Origin of the sequence: Amycolatopsis ultiminotia (assembly GCF_039536925.1) — a bacterium.
Classification (GTDB): Bacteria; Actinomycetota; Actinomycetes; order Mycobacteriales; family Pseudonocardiaceae; genus Amycolatopsis; species Amycolatopsis ultiminotia.
Genome location: NZ_BAAAZN010000004.1, coordinates 509,000 through 534,913, shown reverse-complemented (window position 1 = coordinate 534,913; position 25,914 = coordinate 509,000). Strand labels below are relative to the sequence as shown.

The 25,914-nt window shown below is 71.0% G+C and carries 21 protein-coding genes and 1 other RNA gene; 7 read left to right on the top strand and 15 right to left on the bottom strand.

What is annotated here, in order from left to right:
• Positions 1-17: 17 nt before the first annotated feature.
• Positions 18-1,403, top strand: coding sequence for a 4-aminobutyrate--2-oxoglutarate transaminase (gabT, locus tag ABD793_RS12925; RefSeq protein ID WP_344859120.1), 1,386 nt, complete (start codon positions 18-20; stop codon positions 1,401-1,403).
• Complete coding sequence (locus ABD793_RS12920; RefSeq protein WP_344859118.1) at positions 1,400-2,827, top strand: aldehyde dehydrogenase family protein; 1,428 nt, start codon at positions 1,400-1,402, stop codon at positions 2,825-2,827. Before gabT ends, ABD793_RS12920 begins: the two co-directional genes overlap by 4 nt.
• Here the strand turns inward: ABD793_RS12920 and ABD793_RS12915 are convergent.
• Together ABD793_RS12915 and ABD793_RS12910 are read right to left on the bottom strand one after the other, a co-directional pair.
• Entirely contained in the window at positions 2,808-3,572 is a 765-nt protein-coding gene (locus ABD793_RS12915) for a helical backbone metal receptor (RefSeq protein ID WP_344859116.1), read from the bottom strand. The genes ABD793_RS12920 and ABD793_RS12915 overlap by 20 nt on opposite strands.
• On the bottom strand, positions 3,569-4,975 hold the full coding sequence (locus tag ABD793_RS12910; protein ID WP_344859251.1) for an RNB domain-containing ribonuclease: 1,407 nt from the start codon (positions 4,973-4,975) through the stop codon (positions 3,569-3,571). Before ABD793_RS12910 ends, ABD793_RS12915 begins: the two co-directional genes overlap by 4 nt.
• Before the next feature lie 120 nt (positions 4,976-5,095).
• Between ABD793_RS12910 and ABD793_RS12905 the strand changes: the two genes are divergently transcribed.
• A complete protein-coding gene (locus ABD793_RS12905) occupies positions 5,096-6,058 on the top strand; it encodes an ATP-binding protein (protein WP_344859113.1) in 963 nt (320 codons plus the stop codon).
• A 237-nt stretch (positions 6,059-6,295) separates the two neighbouring features.
• On the opposite strand, the gene ABD793_RS12900 is transcribed toward ABD793_RS12905, so the two are convergent.
• Entirely contained in the window at positions 6,296-6,499 is a 204-nt protein-coding gene (locus ABD793_RS12900; protein ID WP_344859110.1) for a hypothetical protein, read from the bottom strand.
• A gap of 24 nt (positions 6,500-6,523) precedes the next feature.
• On the bottom strand, positions 6,524-6,844 hold the full coding sequence (locus ABD793_RS12895) for a hypothetical protein (RefSeq protein WP_344859256.1): 321 nt from the start codon (positions 6,842-6,844) through the stop codon (positions 6,524-6,526).
• 2,511 nt (positions 6,845-9,355) lie between these two features.
• Here ABD793_RS12895 and ABD793_RS42670 point away from each other — a divergent pair.
• Positions 9,356-9,598: a hypothetical protein gene (locus ABD793_RS42670; protein ID WP_425548693.1), complete on the top strand. Its 243-nt coding sequence runs from the start codon at positions 9,356-9,358 to the stop codon at positions 9,596-9,598.
• A 303-nt stretch (positions 9,599-9,901) separates the two neighbouring features.
• Here ABD793_RS42670 and ABD793_RS12885 read toward each other — a convergent pair whose 3' ends face one another.
• The 7 genes from ABD793_RS12885 to rnpB form a co-directional block, all read right to left on the bottom strand.
• Positions 9,902-10,900: a C40 family peptidase gene (locus ABD793_RS12885; RefSeq protein ID WP_344859108.1), complete on the bottom strand. Its 999-nt coding sequence runs from the start codon at positions 10,898-10,900 to the stop codon at positions 9,902-9,904.
• A 2-nt stretch (positions 10,901-10,902) separates the two neighbouring features.
• Positions 10,903-11,493 carry a hypothetical protein gene (locus ABD793_RS12880; protein ID WP_344859105.1) on the bottom strand — a complete coding sequence of 197 codons (591 nt, stop codon included), beginning with the start codon at positions 11,491-11,493 and terminating at the stop codon, positions 10,903-10,905.
• A gap of 3 nt (positions 11,494-11,496) precedes the next feature.
• On the bottom strand, positions 11,497-13,560 hold the full coding sequence (locus ABD793_RS12875) for a magnesium transporter (protein ID WP_344859102.1): 2,064 nt from the start codon (positions 13,558-13,560) through the stop codon (positions 11,497-11,499).
• Complete coding sequence (locus ABD793_RS12870; protein ID WP_344859100.1) at positions 13,557-16,532, bottom strand: ATP-binding protein; 2,976 nt, start codon at positions 16,530-16,532, stop codon at positions 13,557-13,559. The genes ABD793_RS12875 and ABD793_RS12870 overlap by 4 nt, the downstream gene beginning before the upstream one ends.
• Positions 16,533-16,535: 3 nt before the next feature.
• On the bottom strand, positions 16,536-17,024 hold the full coding sequence (locus ABD793_RS12865) for a hypothetical protein (RefSeq protein ID WP_344859098.1): 489 nt from the start codon (positions 17,022-17,024) through the stop codon (positions 16,536-16,538).
• A 12-nt stretch (positions 17,025-17,036) separates the two neighbouring features.
• Positions 17,037-17,303: a hypothetical protein gene (locus ABD793_RS12860; RefSeq protein ID WP_344859096.1), complete on the bottom strand. Its 267-nt coding sequence runs from the start codon at positions 17,301-17,303 to the stop codon at positions 17,037-17,039.
• A 467-nt stretch (positions 17,304-17,770) separates the two neighbouring features.
• Positions 17,771-18,177: RNase P RNA component class A (gene rnpB / locus ABD793_RS12855), an RNA gene on the bottom strand.
• A gap of 130 nt (positions 18,178-18,307) precedes the next feature.
• Here rnpB and sfnG point away from each other — a divergent pair.
• Together sfnG and ABD793_RS12845 are read left to right on the top strand one after the other, a co-directional pair.
• On the top strand, positions 18,308-19,438 hold the full coding sequence (gene sfnG, locus ABD793_RS12850) for a dimethylsulfone monooxygenase SfnG (protein WP_344859093.1): 1,131 nt from the start codon (positions 18,308-18,310) through the stop codon (positions 19,436-19,438).
• Positions 19,439-19,535: 97 nt separating this feature from the next.
• Entirely contained in the window at positions 19,536-20,714 is a 1,179-nt protein-coding gene (locus ABD793_RS12845) for an SLC13 family permease (RefSeq protein WP_344859248.1), read from the top strand.
• Between the two features lies 1 nt (position 20,715).
• Here ABD793_RS12845 and ABD793_RS12840 read toward each other — a convergent pair whose 3' ends face one another.
• The 4 genes from ABD793_RS12840 to ABD793_RS12825 all read right to left on the bottom strand — a co-directional run bounded on the left by ABD793_RS12840 (position 20,716) and on the right by ABD793_RS12825 (position 25,366).
• Positions 20,716-22,455, bottom strand: coding sequence for a glycosyltransferase family protein (locus ABD793_RS12840; RefSeq protein ID WP_344859090.1), 1,740 nt, complete (start codon positions 22,453-22,455; stop codon positions 20,716-20,718).
• Positions 22,456-22,638: 183 nt separating this feature from the next.
• On the bottom strand, positions 22,639-23,793 hold the full coding sequence (locus tag ABD793_RS12835; protein WP_344859088.1) for a bifunctional RNase H/acid phosphatase: 1,155 nt from the start codon (positions 23,791-23,793) through the stop codon (positions 22,639-22,641).
• Positions 23,790-24,527: a zinc ribbon domain-containing protein gene (locus ABD793_RS12830; protein WP_344859086.1), complete on the bottom strand. Its 738-nt coding sequence runs from the start codon at positions 24,525-24,527 to the stop codon at positions 23,790-23,792. Before ABD793_RS12830 ends, ABD793_RS12835 begins: the two co-directional genes overlap by 4 nt.
• Positions 24,524-25,366 (bottom strand): Nif3-like dinuclear metal center hexameric protein, encoded by an 843-nt coding sequence (locus ABD793_RS12825; RefSeq protein ID WP_344859084.1) that lies wholly within the window; start codon positions 25,364-25,366, stop codon positions 24,524-24,526. Before ABD793_RS12825 ends, ABD793_RS12830 begins: the two co-directional genes overlap by 4 nt.
• Before the next feature lie 41 nt (positions 25,367-25,407).
• On the opposite strand from ABD793_RS12825, the gene ABD793_RS12820 reads away from it, so the two are divergent.
• On the top strand, positions 25,408-25,869 hold the full coding sequence (locus ABD793_RS12820) for a low molecular weight protein-tyrosine-phosphatase (RefSeq protein ID WP_344859081.1): 462 nt from the start codon (positions 25,408-25,410) through the stop codon (positions 25,867-25,869).
• Positions 25,870-25,914 lie beyond the last annotated feature (45 nt).

The window sequence follows — 25,914 nt, the reverse complement described above, 5'->3', positions numbered from 1 at the left end:
ACCCCAGGAGCGCACCCATGACCGCGAGCACCGCGTCGGAACCCCGGGCCGTGGCGCCCCGGACCGTGGGTGTCCGGGCCCCGGCACCTCGGCAACGCAGGCTGCAAACCGAAATCCCCGGCCCCGCTTCCCGTGCGTTGCAGCAGCGGCGTGGGAACGCGGTCGCGGCGGGCGTCTCGTCGACGTTGCCGGTGTACCTCACCTCGGCCAGCGGCGGCCTGCTCACCGACGTCGACGGCAATGTGCTGATCGACTTCGGCTCCGGCATCGCGGTGGCGAACGTGGGGCACTCGGCGCCCGCGGTCGTGGACCGGGTACGCGAGCAGGCCGGTCTGTTCACCCACACCTGTTTCATGGTCACGCCGTACGAGGGCTACCTGCAGGTGTGCGAGGCACTGGCCGAGGTCACACCGGGCGAGCACGCGAAGAAGTCGGTGCTGTTCAACTCCGGCGCCGAGGCAGTCGAGAACGCAGTGAAGATCGCGCGTGCCGCCACCGGACGCCAGGCGGTCGTGGTGTTCGACCACGCCTACCACGGCCGGACGAATCTCACCATGGCGCTGACCGCGAAATCGGTGCCCTACAAGCACGGTTTCGGCCCGTTCGCGCCCGAGGTGTACCGCGTGCCGGGCTCCTACCCGTACCGCGACGGCCGGTCCGGCGACGAAGCCGCGCGCACTGCGATCGACCGGATCGAGAAGCAGATCGGCGGGGACCAGGTCGCGGCCGTGGTCATCGAGCCGATTCAGGGCGAGGGCGGCTTCATCGAGCCCGCGCCCGGATTCCTTCCCGCGCTTTCCGCATGGTGCGCGGACAACGGTGTGGTCTTCGTGGCGGACGAGGTGCAAACCGGTTTTTGCCGCACTGGTTCATGGTTCGCCTCGACGCACGAAAACGTGGTCCCCGACCTGGTGGTGACAGCCAAGGGCATCGCGGCCGGGCTGCCGCTCTCGGCGGTGACCGGGCGTGCGGAGCTGCTCGACGCGGTCGGTCCGGGTGGGCTCGGCGGCACCTACGGCGGCAACCCGGTCGCGTGCGCGGCCGCGCTCGGTGCAATCGAGACCATGCGCACCGAAGACTTGGCAGGCTCCGCGAACCGGATGGAGGCACAGGTGCTGCAGCGTTTGCACGCACTGGCAACGGAAACCGGGGTGATCGGCGACGTCCGTGGCCGTGGCGCGATGCTGGCCGCCGAATTCGTGCAGCCCGCCACGACGGAGCCGGACGCCGACCTGACCAAGCGGATCGCCGCGTCGTGCCACGCCCACGGTGTCGTGGTGCTGACCTGCGGCACCTACGGCAACGTGATCCGGCTCCTTCCCCCGCTGTCGCTGTCCGATGAACTGCTCGACGAAGGCCTCACCGTGCTCGAGCACGCAGTCCGTACGGAGGCCCGCTCATGACTGTTCCGTTCTGGGTCGCCGGAAAACCGGTGACCGGCAAGGCCACCGCGGTCATCCGGCATTCCTTCGACGGCTCCGAAGCCGGTGCACACCACCTGCCTGGTCCGTCCGATGTGGACGCTGCGGTGCAGGCCGCGGCCGACGTCGCGGACGAGTTTGCCGCGCTGCCCGCGCACGTCCGTGCGGGTGCGCTCGACCACGTGTCCCGCCGTCTTTCCGAACGCAGTGCGGAAATCGCCCGGCTGATCACGGCGGAATCGGGCAAGCCGGTGAAGTGGTCCCGCGGCGAGGTGGACCGGGCCGTGTCCACCTTCCGCTGGGCGGCAGAGGAGGCCCGCCGGTTCTCCGGGGAACTGCAGCGCCTCGACACCGACCCGGGCGGCACCGGGCGGCTCGCGCTGGTCCGCCGCGTGCCGAGAGGACCGGTGCTGGCCATCACCCCGTTCAACTTCCCGCTGAACCTGGTGGCGCACAAGGTCGCTCCTGCCATTGCGGTAGGCGCGCCGATCGTGCTCAAGCCGGCGCCGTCGACCCCGCTGACCGCGCTGTTGCTCGGCGAAATCCTGGCCGAGACCGCGTTGCCCGCCGGCAGCTGGTCGATCCTGCCGCTCGGCAACGAAGAAACCGCCGAGCTGGTAGCGGATCCGCGGTTGCCGGTGGTGTCGTTCACCGGCTCGGTGCCGGTGGGCTGGGCCATCCGCGACCGCGTGCCGCGCAAGCACGTGGCACTGGAACTCGGCGGCAACGGCGCGGTGCTCGTCTGTCCGGATTGGACCGATCTGGACTTCGCCGCACAGCGGATCGCGACGTTCGCGATGTACCAGGCCGGGCAGTCGTGCATCTCGGTCCAGCGGGTTTACCTGCACACCGACGTCTACGACGAGGTGCAGGAGAAGGTACTGGCCCAGGTAGCCGCGCTCCGCACCGGAAACCCGCGCGAAGAAGAGGTGGACGTCGGCCCGCTGATCAACGAGCGTGCTGCCACACGGGTGGAATCCTGGGTCTCCGAAGCGGTTTCCGCCGGAGCCACACTGCTCACCGGCGGCGGCCGGACCGGGTCCACAGTGCAGCCGACCGTGCTCGCCGACGCGCCCGAGGACGCGTCGGTGCTGGCGGACGAAGTGTTCGGGCCGGTCGTCTCCCTGATCCGGGTGTCCTCGGTAGACGATGGCGTGGCACGGATCAACGCGTCCCGGTTCGGGCTGCAGACCGGCGTGTTCACCCGGGACCTGCGCACCGCGTTCGACCTCTCCGCCCGGCTCAAGGTGGGCGGCGTGCTGGTGGGCGACGTGCCGAGTTTCCGGGCCGATCAGATGCCCTACGGCGGGGTCAAGGACTCCGGGATCGGCCGGGAAGGCCCGGCCGCGGCGATGGCGGACTTCACCGAGGAACGCGTCACCGTCCTCACCGGACTGACTCTTTGAGCGCCGCGTAGGCGTCCACTAGGGACGGTCCGTACCAGCTGAGGTACCGGCCGGAAACCAGCACCGGACGCAACTGCGGGAAGAAGCCGGGGCCGTCGTCCTGGGTGAACTCGTACGGCTCATCGGGCAGTACGACCAGATCGGCCCCGGCCTCCCGCAGTTCGTCGATCGACGGCCGGGGATACCGCTGCGGGTGTCCGGAGTAGACGTTCTCGATGCCGACCCGGCGCAGTACGTCTCCGGCGAAGGTGTCGCGGCCGAGCACTACCCACGGTTTCCGCCACACCGGGACGACCGCACGGTGACGGACCGGTTCGACGTCCCGCCAGAGCTCCTCCGCAGTGACGAGCCACTCCGGCTCCGCGATCCCGAAGATCTGGGTGAGAATCCGCCGCAACGACCCCAGCGCGGCGGGCACGGACTCCGCCGCCGCCATCACGAAAACCGGAATCCCGTTGGCCCGCAGTGCTTCCACGTCCTCGGGCCGGTTCTCCTCGGAATTGGCGAGCACCAGATCCGGCGACTGCGCCAGCACCCGGTCGAGCTTCGGGTACTTCGACCCACCGACCCGCGAAACGTCCAGAGTGCGCGGCTGGGTGCAGTAGTCGGTTGCCGCCACGATCCGCCCCGGCGCGCTCACCTCCACCGCCTCGGTCAGCGAAGGCACAAGCGAGACCACCCGCTCCGGCAGGCGCTCCAGCGGTACCGGCTCGCCGAGGTCGTCAACCAGTTCCGTGCTCCTCATACGCGTTCGAACGACACCTTTCGATGGTCGACGTCCACCTCGGTGAGCCGCACGGTGATGCGTTCCCCCTCCGGGAACCGCGTACCCGAGCACCTCGCCATCACCGGTGGATCCTCCAGCAGGATCTCCGCTTTCGTCTCCTCCGCACGCAGGACCACCGCGGTGAACTCCTGTCCGACGCGCTCGGCGAGCACCCACGCCTCGACCTGGTCGAGACAGGCCCGCTCCACCCTGGCGGCCAGACCGTCCGAAGCGGACATCTGCGCAGGCACTTCGGCCAACGCCTCGCGGACCCACGACGGTACCTCGCGCCCGGCCGTGACCGCCAGGCAGACCTCCGCGGCGAACCGGTCGACGAGCCGCCGGATCGGCGCGGTGGCGTGCGCGTACGGGCCGCCGATCCCGCCGTGCGTAAGCACTTCCGGCAGCTCTCCGTCGAATGCGGTGTAGCCCGCGCCGCGCAGCAGCCGCGTGGTGTCGGCGAACAGTGCCATCGACGCGGGCTGCCCGGGGTCCAAAGTGGACAAGAACTCCGAAACCCCGAGAGCGGACGGCCAGTCGAGTCCGGCCGCGACGGCGGCCCGACGCAGCCGCTGCACCGCTTCCGGATCCGGCGGTGGCAACGTGCGCAGTACCCCGACGCCGGCCTCGATCATGATCCGCGCCGCCGCCATCCCGGTGAGCAGGGAAATCTCCGCATTCCACGCGTCGACGGCAGTGCGCGGCCTGCGTGCGAGCACCCAGCCGCCGTCCGCGTCACCGGTGATCTCCTGCTCCGGCAGCTGCAACTCGACCGCACCGCGGCGGACCGCGAGCTCCCGGCGCAGCCGCCCCAGCTCCGGCAACGCGGCCACCGACGGATGCGGGCGCCCGGCGTCGAGCGCGGCCTGCACACCGTCGTAGTCCAGTTGTTCGGTGGAGCGCACCAGCGCACGACGGACACGGGTGGCGGCGAGCTCGCCGTCTTCGCCGACGTCGATCGTCCACAGCACCGCCGGGCGCACCTCGCCGGGCAACAGGCTTGCCGCGTCCTCGGACAGCACCGGCGGATGCAGCGGAACGTTGCCGTCCGGCAGGTAGAGCGTCTGCCCGCGGCGGCGCGCCTCGCGGTCGAGCGCACCGCCGGGCGGCACGAACGCGGCGAGATCGGCGATCGCGTAGTGCACCCGGAAACCACCCGCCGTGCGTTCGATCAGCATGGCCTGGTCCAGGTCCTTGGAACCGGGCGGATCGATCGTGACGAACGGCAGCCCGGTGGCGTCCTCCCGGCCACCCGCGGACACGAGCGGGTCGAGCACCGCCGCCTCGGCCTCGGCGAGCACGTCCGGCCCGAAGGAATCCGGCAGCCCGAACTGCGCCCGGAGACGACCGAAGTCTCCTCCCGACGCGTGGGTCCGGATCACGAGTGGGGGCACCACCCCACAGTATCCGCTCGACCGGCCGTGATCGCCCGTTCGGGCGCGGGCCGGACGGGTGTAGCGTGCCACAATGAAAACCGTCTTCATTATCGGAAAGGGTTCGCCGTGAAGATCGCGTTCGTCGGCAAGGGCGGCAGCGGGAAGACCACGCTCTCGTCGCTGTTCGTGTCCTACCTGGCCGACGCAGGCAAACCGGTGCTGGCGATCGACGCCGACATCAACCAGCACCTCGCGGTGGCGCTCGGGGCCACCGAAGAGCAGGCGCTGGCCTGGCCGACGCTGGGTGAGCACATGCCGTTGATCAAGGACCACCTGCGTGGCGACAACCCGCGGATCCCCTCCGCGGCGGCGATGATCAAGACGACCCCACCGGGACGTGGCTCCCGGCTGGTGCGGCCGTTCGAGGACAATCCGGTGTTCGACGCGTGTTTCCGCCCGCTCGGCGGGGTGCGCCTCGGCGTGACCGGCCGGTTCGACGAGGACGATCTGGGCGTGGCCTGCTACCACTCGAAGGTCGGTGCGGCGGAGCTGCTGCTGAACCACCTGGTCGACGGACCGGGCGAGTACGTGGTGATGGACATGACCGCGGGCGCCGACGCGTTCGCGTCCGGGCTGTTCACCCGCTTCGACGTGACGTTCCTGGTGTGCGAGCCGACGCTGCGCAGCGTCGGCGTGTACCGGCAGTATGCCGACCACGCCCGCGACTTCGGCGTGCGGCTCGTGGCAATCGGGAACAAGGTGACCGACGCGGACGACGTGGCATTCCTGACCGACCAGCTCGGCGAGGCACTGCTCGGCTGGATGAGCGCGTCCGGGCACGTCCGAGCCGCCGAACGCGGCACGACCCGCCCGATCGGCGAGCTGGAGCCGGACAATCTGAGCACCCTCGCGACCATGCTGTCCACAGTGGACGCGGAGACCCGGGACTGGGCCCGCTACCAGCGCCAGGGCGTGGAGTTCCACCTCCGCAACGCCCGCGCATGGGGCAACGGCCGCACCGGCGCGGACCTGGAAGCACAGGTGGACCCGGAGTTCGTACTGGACCCGTCGGTGCTGCCGGCCCACTGAGCACTCAGCGGTCGCCGTCATCGACGGGATCGGCGCGCCGTCCGGTTCAGGAGCGCTCGCCGTCGCCGGCCCGTACCCGCTCAGCCGCATCGGCTGCTGAGCGCCGCCGACCTGGACCGCTCGGCCCGCTCAGCGCACCGGCCCGCTGAGCGTCAGCCGTCGTACGCTCGATCCGCCCCGCTTGAGCGCCGGCCGTCGCTTCCCCCCCTCGATCGGCGGGGCCCGCCCGTTTGGGGGTCAGTCGTCGTCGCCCGCCCAGGCCCGGTCGGCTGCATCGGCCTGCCGGGTGCGCTCGCGGGCGGTCTCGAGCGCGCGGCGTGCGCTCGCCTCGTCCGGATAGGGGCCGAGCAGGTCGATGCTGCGGCTGCGCTGCAGATGCTCCACCTCGTGCGTGCGGGTGTTGTAATACCAGCCCTGGTCCGGGTTCGGGTCGTCAGACATGGCCTCAGCGTGACACCTGGCGCGTCACTTTCGCCAGCGGAACGGGATTTCGGTGGGATCGCCGGTGGGACCGAACTCTCCGCCGCCTTGCTGGTCGGGGTGCTGCTCCGGATACCGGCTCGGCTGCGGATCGGGATGCTGGTCCGGGTGCTGGTCGAACCACCCACGCAGCTGCTGCACCGGAGTCCCGCGGGGCGGGGTGTCGACGTCGTCGGTCGAAGCAGCCGGGGCAGGCGGCTCCGGCTGCTGCCCCGAACCCGGCCCCGGTACCGGCGGCACCACCGGCTCCCGCCCCGGAAAGACCGGCAGTTCGGACCGGTAATCCCGTACCGGCGGAGGCGCCACCGCGCCCGTCTCCTGCCCGGGAAACACCGGCAACGGCCGCCCATCCGGCCCGGCCTCCTCGTCCCCCCGCCGTCCTCCGCCAGGCTGCGGCAACTGAAACCGCGGCGGTCCACCCGCCGCCGAACGTCCGGACGGTGGAGTCACCGGAGCTCCCCCCACCCCAGCCGACGACTGAGGCGGCTGGGCGGCCGGGTTCGGCGGGTAGGCCGGGGGCGGTGACGAAGCGGTGGATGGCGGGGGCCGATCGACCGACGACTGCACCGGATCTGCCGAAGGCCGCACCGAGGCAGCGTGCGACTCCGGCGACTGCGGCAAGTCAGCCGGAGGCTGCGGCGGCTGGAGAGAGTCGGCCGGAGGCTGCGGCAAGTCGGCCGGAGGCTGCGGCAGCTGCGGCAAGTCGGCCGGAGGCTGCGGCAGCTGCGGCAAGTCGGCCGGAGGCTGCGGCGGCTGCGGCGAGTCGGCCGGAGGCTGCGGCGAGGTGCCGGTCGCCTGCGGCTGGTCGGGAGGCGGTTGAGCCGGGCTCGCAGGCGACTGCAGCGGATCGGCGGACGGCTGCATTGGGCTCGCAGGCGATTGCGGCGGGTTGGCCGGGCCCTCGGACGGCACGGGTGTGCGTGGCGGTGACCCGCCGGTCCGGGATGGTGGCTGCGCTTCCGTAGGGTCGGCTGGCAGGTCGTCGCCCTGAGGCCGGGCAACTGTCTCAGGGCGACGCGTGCCGACCGGGAAGTCCGGTGCTCCCGGTCGGGTCTGCGGCCCGCTCTCCTGGGGTTGCGCCGAGCCAGGTTGGACCGCCTTCGAGGGCGCCGGGACGGCCCCCGGTTCCGGCGGCCGAACCACATTCCGCCCGGACTCCCCCGGCGGCGAACCCCGGTGGCCGGCATCCCCGTGCGGCGGCGCGGCCTGCCGAGCTTCATGCACATACGGTTCCGGCTGCCACGACTCCCGCGCACGGCGTTGTTCGTCCTCGTCCTTCGGAACCGCCGCCGAAGCAGCCGAGCGATCCGGCACCGGACCGTCCTGCCCCGCCTGCCCAGCACCAGCCTGGACTGCCGGTGGAACAACGGAACCATCCGGCGATGCCGCAGCCGCCCCGGAAACCTCAGCCGAGGACGGCGGCGACGCAGCAACCGCGCTCGCCGAACCCGGAACCGACGCCTCCGCCGGCCCCTGGGCAGCCGCACCCACCGCGTCCGAAGCGGCTGTCGTGCCCGCCGAACCCGACGCGGCTGCCATGTCCGCCGGGCCCGAAGTGCCTGCCGAACCCGACTCGACTGCCGTGTTCGACGTAGCCGGTTGGGGGGCTGGAACGCCAGACGGCGAAGCGGGTTCCGGAGGGCTCTGCGTACCCGGCTCGGACGGGCGTCGATCCGGTTCAGCGGAGTGCTGACTCGCCCTCGCGGACACGGCAGCATCTCCCTCGAGATCGACCGGGATTCCGCCGGGCGGGGTGGTCTCATCAGCACGCCGCGGCGCCACAGGAGACGCAGCCGCCGAATCCGTCTTGTCCGCGTCGGCAGAACCGGCCTCATCAGCAGGTGGCCGGCCCGGCTCGCCGGCCGAAGTCGCCCGCGCCTGCGGCCCCGCCGGATCCGCACCAGCAGAAGCAGCCTCGCCAGCGCGGCCGACCGAATGGCGACCCGTCCCGGTAGGACCGGCAGTCCCCTCGTCCGAGCCCAGCGGGACGCCGCCGGTGGGGGTGGCTGGGCCGGTTCGCCCGGGTGGAACAGCACCGCCGGACGTGGCAGAACCGTCCGCGGGCGGCGGCTGAGTGCCGCGCTCCGCCGGACCTCGTCCGGTCGGGACGGAGGCGTCTCGGCTGGGAGCCGCCGGGGGCTCGCCGAGGCCGGAAACGCCCGGCGGTGACGCCCGGCCCGGCCCGGTGGCACGCGTGGGTACCTCGCCAGGTCCCGATATGGCAGCCCGCGACGGCACCTCACCAACGCCAGGCTGCGGAACCGGCCCGGCCCCAGCCGACGCCGCACCGGCACCACGCGACGTCGGCTCACCAACACCCGGCCCAGCACCACGCAACGGCGACTCACCAACACCCGGCCCAGCACCACGCAACGGCGACTCACCAACACCCGGCCCAGCACCACGCGACTGCGACTCACCAGCGCCCGGACCGGCACCGCGCAACTGCGCCGCACCGGCCGCCGCGACCGGCCCGGCACCACGCGGCGCCTCGTCGGCGCCTGATGGCGCCTCACCGGCACCCGGACCGGCACCAGGTGGCGGCGCACCCGAATCCCCCGGTCCGGCTCTGTGCGACGGCGACGGCGACGGCGACGGCGCACCCGCACCGGGCGCCGGCCTGTGCGTCGGCGGTTCACCGCCAGGGCGTGGGCCGGGTTGGCTGTCGGGTTGGCCTTGCGGGCTGGATCGCCACACCGGGGCCGGGCCGATGTTCATCGGGGCCGGGGCGGCCAGCGGGCCCGGGGGTGGGGCCGGGGCGGCCGGATGGGCTGCCGGACGCGGGATCGGGTCGAGGCAGGACACCAGTACCGACGTGTGGTCCGGGTCCTGGACTTTGCGGCCACTGCGTTCGCGGTAGACCATCTCGCCGTCGGTGTCCATTTCGACGAGGTAGCCCGCCTCGGCGAGTTGTTCCTCGTCCAGGTCGACGAGACGTTCGTAACGGGACGGGACGACGCGGTACACCGGCCAGGCCAGGTCTGCGTTCTCCGCGTGGAACTGGGCCAGCAGCGCGGCCATCTGCTGTTGCCACGGCAGCGACATGCCCTCGGCCAGTGACCTCGGCAGCACCACGTACCCGGCGTCGACGCCGGGCCAGCCCTGGTTGAGCAGATCCGCCAGCGGGGTGCTGGACGCCGGGTGCGCGGACTGGCGCTGCGGCTGGGGTGCGCCGAAGAGCGCTGCCGGGTCAGGGGACTCGCCCTGGCCGGGCTTGCCTCGTTTGCCGAATTTCCGTGCCACGTGTGTCATCCTCTGCCAGCGCGCGGCCACCTGCTCGTGGACAGGCCGCGACTTCGGGTGAATCCGGCCGCGCGAACGGTCCGGTGCGTGCTCGAGTGCCGGTGCCTCCCGCACTCCATGCTAGACGCCGGGACGCACTGCCTGCGGCACCACTTCGGCCTCGTCGAAGGAGAACGGCCGCACGTGCACCGGCACGCCGGTCTGCTGTGCCTCGACGATCTTGCCGTCGCCGAGATACATCGCCACATGGTGGATCGTCGCCGGATCGGCCGGGTCGGTCGCGAGGAAGACCAGGTCACCGGGCTGTGCCTCGTGCACCGGCAGCATCGCGCCCGCCTTGTACTGATCGCGGGACACCCGGGGCAGGACCACGCCCGCCGACTCGTAGGCCCGCAGCATCAGGCCCGAGCAGTCGTAGGTGTTCGGGCCGGTCGCCCCCCACACGTACGGCTTGCCCTGTTCCCCCATCGCGAACTTGATCGCCTGCGCCGCGGCCTGGCTCGGCGGCAGCGCGGCACCCAGTCCCTGCCCGCAGCCGGCCGCGTCGGTGACCTGGCCGAGGTTCTCCACCAGCGTGGCGGCCATCGCCTCCCACCGGTGGTAGCGGTCGGGAAAACCGGAGCGCTCCACCGACTGCGCCGCGTCGCCGGGGCGCAGGTTCTGCCAGTCCGGGACGCCGAGCAGCACGTCGAAGAACTTGTTGATCGCGTAGTTCGGATCGGTGACCTGTGCCGCGCTGCCCCAGTTCATCGACGGGCGCATCTGGAAGATCCCCAGCGAATCGCGGTCGCCGTGGTCCACGTTGTGCAGCCCCGATTCGGTCATACCTGCCTGGATCGCCACCTGCCACGCGCGCGGGGCGAGGCTGCGCTGTTTGCCGATCGAGATGATCAGCGAGACGGTGCCGCGCTGCTCGTCGTCGAGCCGGGAGGCCTGGCCGGTGCCCTGTCCCGGCTGTCCCGGCTGGGTCGGCCCGATCGCCGCGTCGCACGAGGTGTTCGCAACGCCGCCCGCCGCGGCCTGCTGCTGGTCGATCACGACCTTCGTCACCGCGCTCGTGGTCAGCACCGCGGCGAACACGGCGGCGACCAGCACGCCGACCAGGATGGCGAGCCGCACGGTCAGCTCGCCTGGTCGTAGTCCGCCACTCGCCACCCCGCGTCGGTCTTGACCACGGTGATGCTGAGCTGCGGACCGTCGGTGGGGACGACGACCTGGACGGAGCTGCCGTAGGACGAGGTGACCGTCGGATCACCGGTCACCTGAGTGGCCGGAATGTTCGAAGGGTCCACAGTGGACATCACCGGGAGGTACTCCTCCGTGGTGAGCGCGCGCATCCCGTTCAGCCACTCGGCGTTGGAGATGCCGGCCGGATGGTGCACCCACGCCGCCGCCCACTGCTTGGCGACCGCGATCGCCTCCGGGCTCGGCGGGGCCGACGTGGGCGTGACCAGCGGACTGGACAACCGGGTGGGCAGCGTCGCGGTGGTCGGTACCGGCGCCGCGACGCCGGGCCGGGGCGACGCGCCGGACGTCGGCGCCGATGGCGTCGCACTGGTCTTGCCCACCGTGCGCGGCAGGACGATGCCGAGCACGACGACCAGGATCGCCAGGAAGACCAGGGTGCCGACGAGGTGCCGGGGCGAGCGGAGCGGGAAGCCCCACAGCCGCCGGTAGACCGCGGCCCGGCCCCGATTCGTGCGGATCGGCACGCGTCACCGTCCCACGATCTGGTCGGTGTCGCGCACCTCGATACCGCGCGACGGCCGGTACAGCACGAACACCGGTTTGCCTGCCACCACTTCGGGATCGACCCGCCGGGGCTGTGCCCGTACCCCCGGCGGGGTGAAGCCGGGCTGGTCAGGAGCCGGGGTGGCGTAACCGCGGTCGGGCGAGTCGATCCGCGACGGCACCACGACCGGCTCGGGTTCGTCGCTCCACCGCCGGTCGGCCACCGGAGACGTGTCGACGCGACGGCTTTCCTGCGCCGGCACCCGGGCGCCGGGCACCACGTAATCGCCGGGATCGCCGTTCACCGGGTGGTACTGACCGAACATCGCCGCACCCCCACCGCCGCCCGCGGGCAGCGCGGCCGCCGACGACGCCGGGCCGACCGCTCCCGGCCACGGCGCACCGGACCACGCCGCAGCCGGCCGTGCGGCACGCGAACCGTTGTCGAGCCGCTGCGCGCTGGCGAACACCGCAGCCTCCGGCCGGTGCCTGCCGCCGCCGACGGTGGCGCCGATCGGACCGCGCAGCTCGCCGTCCACGACGTCGTCGGTGTCACGGACGTTCTGCCAGAACTCGTCCTGCGGGGTCGGACCGCTCTTCTTGCGGAACCGCGAGAACAACCCGCCCGGCGAGGGCACCGCGGAGCCGACCGCGCCCACGGACATCTCGACCATCTGCCACAACCGCCGCACCGGCCGTCCGACCAGGAACAACAGCACCGTGATCAGTCCGGCCAGCACCATCTGGGTGAGCAGGTTGAGCGAGTCGCCCGCGGCGAAGATCGCCTGCAGCAGCAGTGCGTGCACACCGGCGAGCACGGACAGCACGACCAGGTTGAACGCAACCCCGCCGACCACCTTCAGCACCCGGCGCAGGATGTCCTGGTGCAGCAGCGCGACCAGGCCGATCAGCGGTGCGGTGAGCGCGAACAGCCGGATCAGCACCTGCGCGAGCAACACGGATGCCTTGGCCAGCAACTGGAACAGCGAGTACACCAGGCTCTGGCCCAGTGCGAGGAATCCGGCGCCGGTCCGGCCACCCGATTCACCGGTGAAGTACCCGGTGGTGGGCCCGAGCTTGGTGGAAATGTCCTTGAAGGCGGCCTTCTTCGCGTCGACGACGTTCTGCTTGCCGTCATCGCCGTTGCGCAGCTGGTCCCAGGTGAAGCCCTGAGCGTCGAGAAGCGGACGGCCGAACTGTTTCGCCTGTGGCGCGTCCGAGGAACCGAACTCACCGCGGAGCCAGTTCTGGTAGACGATCTGGGTGTGCAAGTCGGTGGGCAGGATGTGCCGGACCACCCGGTTCTCGGATTCGTCGACGAACCCTGCCTGGATGTTGGTTGTGGTCTGCACGATCGCTCTGTCGATGGGATCGAAGTAGCGCAACATCGCCAGTGACGAAGCCGCGAGCCAGACCCCGGCGAGCGCGTACAACGCCCGTTTGCTGACCCCGGCCAGGTCACCGCGCCAGATGTTGCGGAACAGCATGATCGACAGGATCAGTGCCACGAGCCCGAACAGCTGTGCGTAGATGTTGTTGTAGACCTTCTCCGCGCCGGCCTTCACCGCGTTGTAGATCGGGTTGAGCAAACCGCCTTCCAGCACCGTGTAGTGCAGGGAGTTGGTCGCCCCGACGATGTTCTTGCCGACGTTGAACAGCTGGTTGCCCGCCCAGGTGTCGATCGTCGAGCTGGGTGACGCGATCGCGGACAGCGGTGAGCAGTCGGTCTGGAAGGTGTTCCAGACCATGCCTGCGTAGCTGTAGTCGATGTACGCGCTACCGGCCTCACCATGGCCTTCGGCCGGGTCCAGAGCGCCGACCAGGCCGGATCCGGGGCGTTCCGGGTTCGGGGACTCGCCGCATCCGGCGGCGTCGGCCGACGGTGCGAACAGCACCGTCTGCATTCCGATGATCGCCACCACGGCGAGCATCGACGCGCGGCGGCTCGGACGGCGCCCGGACGGGCCGGCTTCCCGGATCCGTTTGCGCAGCGCGTGCCAGCCGGCGGCGAACGCGAGGACGAACGCCAACGTCCACAGAGTGTTCACGCGGCATCCCTGCCGGTGCCGCCCTTGCCACCGGCTCGGGCGCGGCGCTCCCGCGGGTTCCCGTTCCCGTTTCCGTTGTGCACCGCACCCTCCACCTCGCCGGTTTCGGACGCGAGCGGGTCCGGCGAGCCGAGCAGCTCCTCGTCGGTGAGTCCGACCTCGAATTCCGCCTGGAGTTCGAAGTCGTGCTCCAGCTCGTCGTCCTCCGGTGGGGTCGGGACGTACGGCTTGGCCTCCTCCTCGTGCTTGACCACGAGGTCGCTGCCCGGTTTGGTGCGCGCGTCGGGCGAGCCGGGGGTGGTGTCCATGACCGAGCGCAGCTGGTCGAGGTGCGGACCGGAGAAGTCGACGCGGATGCGCTCCACGCCGCCTGCCCCGTCGCCGAAGATGAACTGCCGTGGCTCCAGGTCGCGTTCCAGGTCGCGCTGCGCGCCGGGGCGGCGCCCGAGTGCCGCGACGACCTGCTCGTAGCCGACCCCGACCGGCACCTTCAGCAGGCGCAGCGCGTCGGCCTGTGCGTCGTCGTCGTCGAGCCTGCCGACGAACACCGAATCGAGCAGGGCCACGAAGCCCTGGATCTTCAGGAAGTCCGCCGGGATCTGCGAGGACAGCAGCACCCGGACGTTCCACTTGCGCGAGTCACGGGCGAAGCGGTTCATCAGCACCCGCCCGGTCGGCACCTCGGACAGGAAGAACGCCTCGTCGATCCAGACGCCCTTGCGCAGTTCCTTCGGCTTCTCGTAGACCGACCGCTGGGTCAGCCACGCGGCCAGGTTCAGCATCTCGACGCCGAGCGATTCGGCGTCCGTCCAGTACTCGCGCGGCACGCCGTCCTTCGGCAGCGTCAGACCGGCCATGGTGAGCACGGTCATCCGGTCGTCGCGGGTCTCGGCGTACGGGTCGGCGTCGTCCTCCGGGATCAGCAGCGCCATCCGCTCGCGCATCTCGTCGAGGAAGTCCGCGACCACGACGGCGTGCTCGTGGTGCTCGCTGGAATCCCGGCGCAGTGCGTCGATCACCTGGCCGGGATCGGCGTCGAACCGGCCGCCGACCGCACGCACCGCACGCAGCAGCACGATCCGCGTCTGCGCCATCCGCGACACCTCGTACGGCAGCACCCCGGTGAGCACGTCGAGCACCAGCCGCCGCCGGGTCGCGCCGGCCAGCGCCTTCTCCCTGCGCCAGGACCGCTCCGGATCCTCCTCGTCGAGGAAGTGCTCGAGCAGCGGTTCGGCAACCACCCGGTACGGGTTGAGAATGCCCGGTTGTGCGTTGAGCAGGTTGATCGGTCGCGCGTACGGGCGGATCTCCGGCAGGTCGCACAGCCGCGACAGCGGGCCGGACGGGTCGAGGATGGTCCAGTGCGCCCCGGCGCGCAGCGTCTTGTAGACGATGCCGCCGCCGAGGAAGGACTTGCCGCCACCGAGGCCGGCCACCATCGCGGTGAGGCCGGAACCGTCGCGGATCTCCTGCGCCATCCACGGGTCCCAGGCCACCGGACGCCGCGTCGCGGTGACCGTCTCGCCGAGCAGGATGCCGCGCCGGTCGCCGACCTCCGCGGTCGCGGTCGGGACCGCGGACGCCGTCCAGACCACCGAGCCACGGCGCATGTAGGCGGCCGAGGCGAGCGGCTCACCGGGGATGAACTCGCGCGCCAGTGCGTACTGCGCTTCCGGATGCTCGACGGCGATCTTCGGCTTGTACAGGTCGAGCAGCTGCTGGGCAAGGCGCAGCGCGTCGCGCTCGGTCGGACCGGACACCGCCAGCCGCCACCACGACCGCACCCGGGTGGCCAGCGCGGTGAAGCCCGAGGTCATCTCGTCGTCGATCTCCAGCACCCGTCCGGCCTGCCGGGACAGTGACTGCGGCGGCTCCAGTTCATGCTCGTCGGTGTAGTGCTTGACCTGCGAGCGGACCTTGTTCATCTGCCGCTGCAGCTCGCCGGAGACCTCCTCCGGGCGGCGGACGTAGATCCGTGCGGACACCTCGACCGCGGCGGGCAGCCGGTCCGCGTGCTGGATCCACGGGTCGTCCACCTCGGGGATCTGCAGCCCGTGCATCTGGCCGACGGTGAGCACCGCGAGATGCCGGGACACCCCGGCGTTGGAACCGGTACGGCCGCGGACGGTGACCGTCGGCGCGTACGGATCGGCGTGGAAGTCGGCGGCGTCGGTGAAGCTGGCCAGGTCCTCCGGCTCCCACGCCGCACCGGGGACGGCGGGCATGTTACGCGGCGCGGGCAGCCCGAGCGAGCACGAACGGTGCATCAGCCAGGACATCTCCTCGGCATGCACCGGACGGCCTTCCAGCCCGGCACTGCCGATCACCTGGTCGAGGTGCTCGACCTCGGAGTCCAGTGCGGTCAGCTCGGCGTCCACCGCCTCCGGCAGGATCTTGCGCAGCACCGGCGCGGCCCGCTCCACTGCCCGGTCCACCATCCGCCGGGTCTGCACCTGAACGCCGAGGTAGACCTCCTTCTCCGCCATCGAACGGCCCATCAGCTGCTGCTGCTCGCCGATCAGGTAGTCGTCGAAGGACAGCGCGCCCGGCACGTCGTTCGGCCTGCCGACCGCGTTGTAGACGTGTGCCTCGGCCCACATCCGGATCGGGTACGGCCGGTTGGTCACCCGCAGGTGCAGCCAGCGGCCCTGCAGTTCGGAGTACTGCCCGGCGATGGCCGCGATCAGATCGCGGCGCTGCGAGTCGGAACGAAAGGACCAGCGCTGCGGAGCGAGCCGGTACCAGGCGTACACCTCGTACCCGGTACGCAGCAGGTGCCCGTCGATGCTGCGCGCGGCGATCGACGGCGTGTACGCCGGTATCGCCTGCTCACCGGGCAGCCGTCGGCCCTTGCCCGCCGAGGCACCGTTCTTGTCCCGGTACGACGAGGACCGGACCTGCCCGGCTGCCTCCCAGACACCCGCAGGCACGTCCTGTTCCCGCTTCCCCCGGCTTCCGCCGCGACCGAACAACGACTACCTCCCGGCCCGAGCCGCGGGGCGGCTCCGGCTCGCTCGTGGTGTTCCCTGTACTCCGGCCTGTGCTCCGCCGCCGTGGCCGGGGCCACGCTGGCGGTACTGCCGCCTTCTCTTGTGTTTCGGCAGCGGGCGCTCCGCTCGCACGCGGATCCGGCTGGCGCTCACCGCGCCACCGGTGCCGGTGGTCCTTTCCCGCGGCGTCCGGAGTTCCCGGCCCGCCATCGCGATCACCGCACCCAGCGGACGCTCGTGGCTGATCTTGGCGGTGATCAGCCGGGTGATCACGATGGTGGCCACGAACGCCCACGCCGTGGAGAAGAACCCGAAACTCCAGCCTGCCCACCGCTCGACGGTGAGCACGACCAGGAAGACCGGGATACCGACGAGCCACGCGACGTAGCGGGCTCTCCAGGGAAAAGTCGCCTTCGGCGGGCCGAGCCAGACGGCGTCGACCCGGTAGACCTCGTCATCGGTCCTGATGCGCACGCCTGCCCCGCCTCATCCGGTGAACAGGCCGGCGATCCACTGGCCCACGTTCACCCCGGCGCCGCTCACCGCGAGCCCGATGATGGCGAGCGCGATGACCACGCCCGCGAGCCTGCGCATGACACCCGCGTTGTCGCCCTTGCCGCCACCCAGCCAGAGCAGCAGCAGCGCGACCGCGAGCAACACCAGGGGGATGATGTTGTCGATCAACCATTTGCTGACGTTGCCGGTGCCGAGCTCGCCGGCGGCCAGCGTCTCGAGGGTGGTCATGCTCGTCATCGCGATACTCCTGGTGCACAGCGGCGGCCGTGCGGTTCTGGCTGGGGCGAAGCTTCGAACAACATCATGGCGTGACAAAGGGTAATGGTCAAAGCGCGCTGTGTAGATGTCGACTTGTGGACAGGGCCTGCAGTGGTGGATCCGATCCGGTTCGTCTGGTGAGAATTCCTCACCCTCCATCATCGTGGCAAGGGTGCTTCGGATTAACCCCGGCCACCCGGATTTCGCAGTGCTGCGGGGAAGTCACCCCGCGGGGAGTGCGATGTTCACTCTCGGTGCTCCACCTGCCGGCCGGTCGGACCGCGACCAGTGTGGCATGCCCCGTTCGGCCGCCTCGCGCGAGTCCGGTGAGTGAGCGCGGCGGATCACGAATGACTCGGAATCGATCACGCGACGGTGCGAACATCGTCACTATTCGGCTGGGCACCCCGATCCGGCGGTGACCCAGCGTGATTTTCGGCGCGAAGCGGACGAGCTGGCATGTAAGCCGGATCCTGTTCCCCCACAGCCTCGCGGCCGCCGGGGCGACGGTCATCCATCTCGGCCTGCCGTCGCCGGCAGGCTCCAGCGGCCTACCCGCAGGCATCGGACGGGCCGTCCTCGATCGCCTGCGCAGGAGCGCAGGTGCGCTCCCTCTTGGCCTTGCTCCGGGTGGGGTTTACCGAGCCATCCCGGTCGCCCGGGATGCTGGTGGTCTCTTACACCACCGTTTCACCCTTACCCCCGTCGAATGGAGCACCGACGGGGGCGGTCTGTTCTCTGTGGCACTGTCCCGCGGGTCGCCCCGGGTTGCCGTTAGCAACCACCCTGCCCTGCGGAGTCCGGACTTTCCTCGAACCGGGAACACCCGGCACGCGACCGTCCTGCCAGCTCGTCCGCTTCGACCATGCTACCGGGTGGCCACCAGTACGCCCCCGGCGGCCGTCCCGCACTGTCCTTTGTGGAACTTCCCATCGCGTGGACCCGCGTTGACGCTGGTCAGGGCCCGCTGTTTGACTCGCCGCATGTCTGCACCCCAGCTGTCCGAAGCACTGAAATTCGCCTACTGGGTCCCGAACGTGAGCGGCGGCCTCGTCACCAGCGACATCGAACAGCGCACCGACTGGGGCTACGAGTACAACCGCGAGCTCGCCGTGCTCGCGGAGCACAACGGGTTCGAGTACGCGCTGACCCAGGTCCGCTACACCTCCAGCTACGGTGCCGCCTACCAGCACGAATCCACCGGTTTCAGCCTCGCACTGCTGCTCGCCACGCAGCGGCTGAAGGTCATCGCGGCCATCCACCCCGGGCTGTGGCACCCCGGTGTGCTGGCGAAGTTCATCGCGAGCGCCGACGTGATCTCCGGCGGCCGGGCCGCGGTGAACGTGGTCAGCGGCTGGTTCAAGGACGAGTTCACCGGCCTCGGTGAACCGTGGCTCGACCACGACGAGCGCTACCGGCGTTCGGAGGAGTTCATCCGGGTGCTGAAGGAGCTCTGGACCGACGACCACGCCGAGTTCGGCGGCGACTTCTACCGGATCCACGATTTCGACATCAAGCCCAAACCGCAGGCGGGCGCGGACCGTCCGCACCCGGAGGTCTTCCAGGGCGGCAACTCGACCGCGGCCCGCAAGCTGGCGGGCCGGGTGTCGGACTGGTACTTCAGCAACGGCAAGGATTTCGACGGGTTCGGCGAACAGGTCGACGAGGTGCGCGGGTACGCCGCGCAGAACGGGCATCCGGTCCGGTTCGGCCTCAACGGGTTCGTCATCGCCAGGGAGACCGAAGCCGAGGCACGGGCGGTGCTGCGGGAAATCGTCGAAAAGGCGAACACCGACGCGGTCGAGGGCTTCCGCTCCGCGGTGCAGCAGGCCGGGAAGTCCACCGCGGACGGCAAAGGCATGTGGGCGGATTCCGAGTTCGCCGACCTCGTGCAGTACAACGACGGCTTCCGCACCGGGCTGATCGGCACTCCGGAGCAGATCGCGGACCGGGCGATCGAATACAAGAAACGCGGCGCGAACCTGCTGCTGCTCGGCTTCCTGCACTACCTGGAGGACGTGGCGCACTTCGGCGAGCACGTGCTGCCGGTGATCCGGGCGAAGGAAGCGGAGCTCGAACGCGGCGCGGGAGTGCCGGAGCCGACCTCCGTCTGACCGCCACCGCACCGCGTTCGGCTAGCGTTCGAGCGTGAACGGTCCCCTCGCGGCGGTCTGCAGTGTGGTCCTGCTCGGCGGCACCCTGTGGTTCGCCATGGTCCGGCCGCGGGGACTGCCGGAGGCCGTGGTCGCGGTACCTGCCGCAGGCGTGGTGCTCGCACTCGGGCTGACCTCGCCCGCGGAAGCGGGCCGCCGGGTGGCCGAGATCCTCCCGACGATGGGGTTCCTCGCCGCAATACTGCTGGTCGGCCACCTCGCCGCGGCGGAGGGCGTGTTCACCTGGCTCGGCGGCGAACTGGCCGAGATCTGCCGCGGCCGACCCCGCCGGCTGCTGGTGCTGACGTTCGTGGCGGCAGCGGCGGTCACCGCGGTGCTCAGTCTCGACGCCACGGTGGTCCTGCTGACCCCGGTCGTGCTCGCGACGTCGGAGAAACTGCGGCTGACCGCCCGTCCGCACGTTTACGCGTGCGTGCACCTGGCGAACTCGGCGTCGACGCTGTTCCCGGTGTCCAACCTGACCAACCTGCTCGCCTTCGCCGCGTCCGGGCTGACGTTCGCCGGGTTCACCGCGCTGATGGCGCTGCCGTGGCTGGTCACGATCGCCGTCGAGCTCGGCGCGTTCGCCTGGTTCTTCCGCACGGACCTGCGGCAACCGGCCACCCGGCCGGCCTACGAGCACCGCCAGGCGCCGAAGTTCACGCTGATCGTGCTCGCGGTGATGCTGGTGGGCTTCGCCACCGGGCAGCTGGTGCACGTGGAACCGGCGTGGGTGGCCGCGCTGGCCGCCCTCGTGCTGGCGGTGCGCGCGCTGGCCGAGCGCAGGATCCGGCCGTGGCAGGTGCTCACCGAGGCCTCGCCGCTGCTGATCCTGTTCGTGCTGGCGCTCGCGGTGGTGGTCGAAGCGGTGGACGGGCACGTGCTCGGCGGGCTGCTGCGCACCGTACTGCCGGACACCGCGGGACTGCCGCAGCTGCTGCTCACCGCGGCGGTCGCAGCCGTGCTGGCGAACCTGGTCAACAACCTGCCCGCGACGTTGATCCTGCTGTCCGCGCTGGGCGCGCACCCCGATCCGGGGGTGCTGCTCGCCGTCCTGCTCGGCGTGAACATCGGCCCGAACGCGACCTACCTCGGCTCACTGGCCACGCTGCTGTGGCGCCGGGTGCTGTCGCGTCCCGGCCATCGGCCGGCCACCGGGGAGTTCCTCCGCCTCGGTGCGTTGACGACGCCGTTGTCCCTGGTGGCGGCGACGTGCGTGCTGTGGCTGGTGCGCTGACTCAGCCCCGCGGCGGGATCGTGCTGCCGCGCGCCAGGGTCGGACCGCAGTCGGCGAGGCCGTCGCCGAAGCGCTGCGCCTCGACGTCCATCATCGTGGTGACCGCGTACTGCTGGACCGCCTTCAGCTTCGCCGGATCGGTCACCGCGTCCTTGCGCACGAAGTCGCCCTGCCGCGGGCCGTCCGGGTAGACCAGGATCGGGTAGTAGTCGCGGTCGAGGCGCGGGTCGAGCGAGATGCCGTTGCCGCCCGCCCACGGGCCCCAGGAGTGGATGAAGGTCGGCTTCGCCGTGTCGAACACGTAGTTCCGCAGGCCGACGATGTTCTCGTCGTGCGTCAGGTCCGCGATCGGGGCGTTGACCAGCCCGGCCATGTCGATCAGTTCCAGCCTGCTGGTCATCGACGAGCCGCCGAGGTCCGGCAGCAACAGCGACGCGTGCGGCAGGCCGAGCATGTCGGCGTAGGTGTTGAAGCCGCGGCCGAACCGGTCGGCGATCAGGCAGGCGGGCACCGTGGGGCTCTTGACGAACTCCTCGTCGTGCTGGGTGAAGCCGACCAGCGACGGGATCGCCGCGGCCACCACCACGACCGTCGCCACGGCTCGCCAGCGCACCCGGACGGTGCGCAGCAGCTCGCCGAACGCCAGCGTGCCCGCCAGTGCGCCGAGCACCCACACCGGCGTCGCGAAGCGATGCTGGGCCATCCAGTCCGGAATCAGCACGCCGTAGGCGATCACACCGAGTGCGAACGGCGTGACCAGCGCGATCAGCGACCGCCGCCACGGCGCCTTGACCAGCGCCCAGATCACCACCGCGGCGAGCACCACGATGGCGGCGACCCCCGCGTAGAGCACCAGCTCGCCCGGCCGGACGACCGACATCAGGTCCGGCAGTCCCTGCTTCTTCGCCACCGACGGATTCGCCAGCAGCCGGTGGAACTCGCTGTAGCGCCAGGCCACATAGCCGCCGAACAGCACGCCGAAGGACACCAGGGACAGCAGCGCGAACCGGAAACTGCGCCAGAACCCCTCCCGGCGCACGCCGAAGAGCGCCACGATCGGGTAGGTACCCGCGTAGATCAGCCCCTCGGGCCGGGTCAGCGCGGCAAGCGCGACCAGCACGCCCGCGCTGATCGCCACCTTGGCCGTGAGCGTGCGCTCCCGGTACACCGCGGTGAACAGCAGCGTCGCCAGCCCCAGCACGAGGAACGCGAGCAGCGAGTTCTCCAGTCCGGAGACGACCCACAGCACGAACGACGGGATCGCGGCCAGCGTGAGACCGGTGACGAGAGTGATCGCCCAGGCATGCCGCCGGAACACCTGCCGCGCCACGACGTGCACCAGCACCAGGATGCCCGCGGTGAACAGCAGCCCGAGCAGCTTGGGGAACAGCACGTAGTCCGGGATGCCGAAGAGCATGCCGTGGTCGAACAGGCCGAGCACCTTGCCGAGCGCGAGCAGGATCATCCAGGTCGGATCGGAGAAACCCTCGACCGGCGGCGCGCCGGGCTGCAGCACCGGGCCGAGCCCCTCGGCGACGCTGCGCGCATAGGAGAACGTGATGGCCGCGTCGTCCACGATCCAGTGCCCGTACCGGGTGGCGTGCCAGGCGACCGCGGCAACGCCGGCAAGCACGGCCAGTGTCGCGGCGAGCCAGCCGTACCGCAGCGGCCGGGGTGTCGCGGGGGACGCCTCGCCGGGCAGGTCCGGTTCGGTTACTGCGGTGGGTGCGCTAGCCGTCATGTCCTCGTCACTGTTTTCTCTCGCGGAACTTGCCGAGAAACGCACGAGCCTGCGCCCCCCTGAAGAAGGTCCGTCGCGGACCCACGCCGCGGCGCCGCGGTCGACACAGCACTCTAGCCAATACCTCGGGCGACCCCGTCCAGGCGTCATCCCCGAGCGTGATCCACCGCACATCCGCGCTGGTCAGGACAGGTGCGAAATGTCGTTGACCAGCCGCACCGAAGCGTTACCGTCCGGGTAGAACTCGACGATCGACAGCGAGGCCAGATCCAGGTGCAGGCGGAAGAGCAGTGCCGGACCGGCGTCGAGGCCCATCCGCAGCAGTGTCTTGATCGGCGTCACGTGGCTGACCACGACCACGGTGCGCCCGCCGTACTGCTCGACCAGCTCGTGCAGGACGGTGCCGATCCGCTCGTACACCGCGTCGAAGCTCTCCCCGCCCGGCGGCGCGGCCGAGGAATCGCGCAGCCAGCTGCGGTGCAGGTCCGGGTCCCGCTGCGCGGCCTCGGCGAAGGTCAGGCCGTCCCACTCGCCGAAGTCGGTCTCGATCAGGCCCGGATGCGTTTCGACCCGCCCGCCTGCCGCGTCGGCCACCGCCTGCGCGGTCTGCATCGTGCGGGTCAGCGGCGAGGCCACGATCGGCGCGGGCTCCCCGTCGGCGTCGATCAGCCCCGGCATCGCGGCCAGCCGTTTCGCCGCCGCGGCCGCCTGGCCCCGGCCGTGCTCGGTGAGCGGCACGTCGACCCGGCCGGAGTACCGGCGGTCCACCGACATTTCGGTCTGGCCGTGCCGCAGCAGGAGCAGCTTGGTGGGGGTGCCGCGGGCACCGGTCCAGCCGGCCGGCGACACCCGGTCGACCGCGGTGACCGGTGCCGTGGCCGCGGAACCGGTGGACGCGCCCGGTTTTCCCGCGTCCGCCGGGGCACGTCCGGTGCCGGTGTCCATGGCCACGTTGGCGAGCCGGTCGGCGTGCGCGTTGTCCGCCCGCGGGATCCAGGTGTAGCCGACCCGGTCGAACTGCCCGGCGATCTCCCTTGCCTGCGCGGCCAGTGCCGCCAATGCGGCGTGCTTGATCTTCCACCGCCCGGACATCTGCTCCACCACGAGCTTCGAGTCCATCCGGACGTCCACAGTGGACGCTCCGGTCCCGGCGGCCGCGGTCAGCCCGGCGACCAGTCCGGAGTACTCCGCGACGTTGTTGGTCGCCACACCCAGGTACTCGTACCGTTCGGCGAGCACCTCACCGGTTTCCGCGTCCTTCACCACCGCGCCGTAGCCGGCCGGGCCCGGATTGCCCCGCGAGCCGCCGTCGGCCTCCACGACCACGCGGTCGGTCACAGGCCCGACTCCAGCGTGCGGACGAGGATCGCGCCGCAGTTCTCGCACTGCACGACCGCGTCCTCGGGCTGTGCCTTGATCTCGGCGATCGTGTTGCGGTCCAGCTCCAGCTGGCAGGCGCCGCACTTGCGGGCGCGCAACAGCGCAGCGCCGATGCCCTTGTGCTCGAGCGTCCGGGTGTACAGCTTGAGCAGCGGATCGGGGAAGCGGGGCAGCAGTTTCGCGCGGTCCTCGTCGCGGCGGGCCTGCGTGGTGTCGAGGTCCTTGACCGCTTCGTCGCGACGGCGCAGGGCGGCCTCGACTTCGTGGGCGGCCTTGTCCACCTCGGCGCCGGTGCGCTGTGCGTCCAGGCCCAGCGCCTCGCGCTGCTCCATCAGTTCGAGCAGATCGTCCTCCAGCGCGCTCTGCCTGCGCGAGAGGGTCTGCAGCTCGTGCTCGACGTCGGTCATCTGCTTGGCGTTGACCGAACCGGATTCCAGCAGCTTGCGATCGCGGTCCTCGCGGGCCCGCACCGACTCGATCTCCTTCTCCTGCCGGGCGATCTCCCGGTCGAGATCCGATGACGCGGTCTCCACGGACACGAGCGCGTCGCGCTTCTCGCGGACGGTCTTCTCCCCTGCCTCGATCTCGGCGATCTCGGGCAGGGTACGGCGGCGGTGCGCGACGCGCGAAAGCTCGGCGTCCACCTTCGCGAGTTCGAGCAACTGACGCTGGACGGCGGGATCGGCCTTCACTGTGCTCCCTGGTTCACTGCAGCTGGGCGGGTTGCGCGCACGGTCCACGGGTCGGTGCACCGCGCGGAGACGCAGACGTCGACGGTACCCGCAAAGGCTGCGTCGACAAGGGCCGAGGCCTGCCCGCACCAGGGCCATTCGCTGGCCCAGTGGGTGAGCCCGACCAGTGCGGGGACGGTACTGCCGCTCGCGAGGTGCTCACCGGCCGGATGGTGCCGCAGGTCCGCGGTCACGTACGCGTCGACGCCCTCGGCGCTCGCCTTGGCCAGGTACGAGTCGCCGGCGCCGCCGGACACCGCGACGGTCCGGATCGGACGTTGCGGGTCGCCGGCGCCGAGCACGCCGGGCACGGTGGCAGGCAACGCGGCGGCGACCCTGCGTACGAAGGTCTCGAACGATTCGGCCACCGGCAGGTGCCCGATCCGGCCGAGCCCGGTCCGCCCGCCCGGCTCGTGCGGGTCGAGCGGCCGGTCGACCTCGAGTCCGATCACCGCGGCGAGCGCGTCGGAGACACCGGGAGCGGCCGAGTCCGCGTTGGTGTGTGCGCAGTAGAGCGCGATGCCACCGCGGATCATGCGGTGCACCAGCGAGCCCTTGGCGGTGTCCGCGGGCACGCCGTGCACCCCGCGCAGCAACAGCGGGTGGTGCGCGACGATCAACTGCGCGCCGGTCTCCTCGGCTTCGGCCAGCGTCTCCTCGACCGGGTCGACGCAGAACAGCACCCGGCGGACGTCCTCGGCCGGGTCACCGCAGACGAGCCCGACCGCGTCCCAGCTCTCCGCGAGCCCAGGCGGGTAACTGCGTTCGAGTACGGCAATGATCTCGGTTAAAGCGGGCACCTGGGGATCTTCGCACGAGGCACCTGCGAGACTCGGTGCCCGTGACCCATGTCGTGTTCGTCTGTACCGGGAACATCTGCCGCTCGCCGATGGCCGCGCTGGTGTTCCGCGCGAAGCTGGCCGAAGCAGGCCTGTCCGACGCCGTGACCGTCACCAGTGCGGGGACCGGGCCGTGGCACGTCGGGGAGCCGGCCGACCGGCGGGCGCGCGCCACTCTGAAGGCGCACGGCTACCCGACCGAGCACGTCGCGGCCCAGGTCGGCGAAGAAGACCTGGCGGCCGATCTGCTGCTGGCCGCAACCGAGGATCACCTGGACTTCCTGCGCGCCCGCGTCGCCGACCCGTCGCGGGCGCGGCTGCTGCGTGAGTTCGACCCGTCCGCGCCGGAGGGCGCAGAGGTGCCGGACCCGTATTACGGCAGCGGCGACGGGTTCGAAGACGTGCTCGGCATGATCGAGCGTGCGACGCCTGCGCTGCTGGACTGGGTACGCGCGCACCGTTGACTCCGATATGTCCGGACCGGCATCACTGCAGATGAGGTCGCCGCG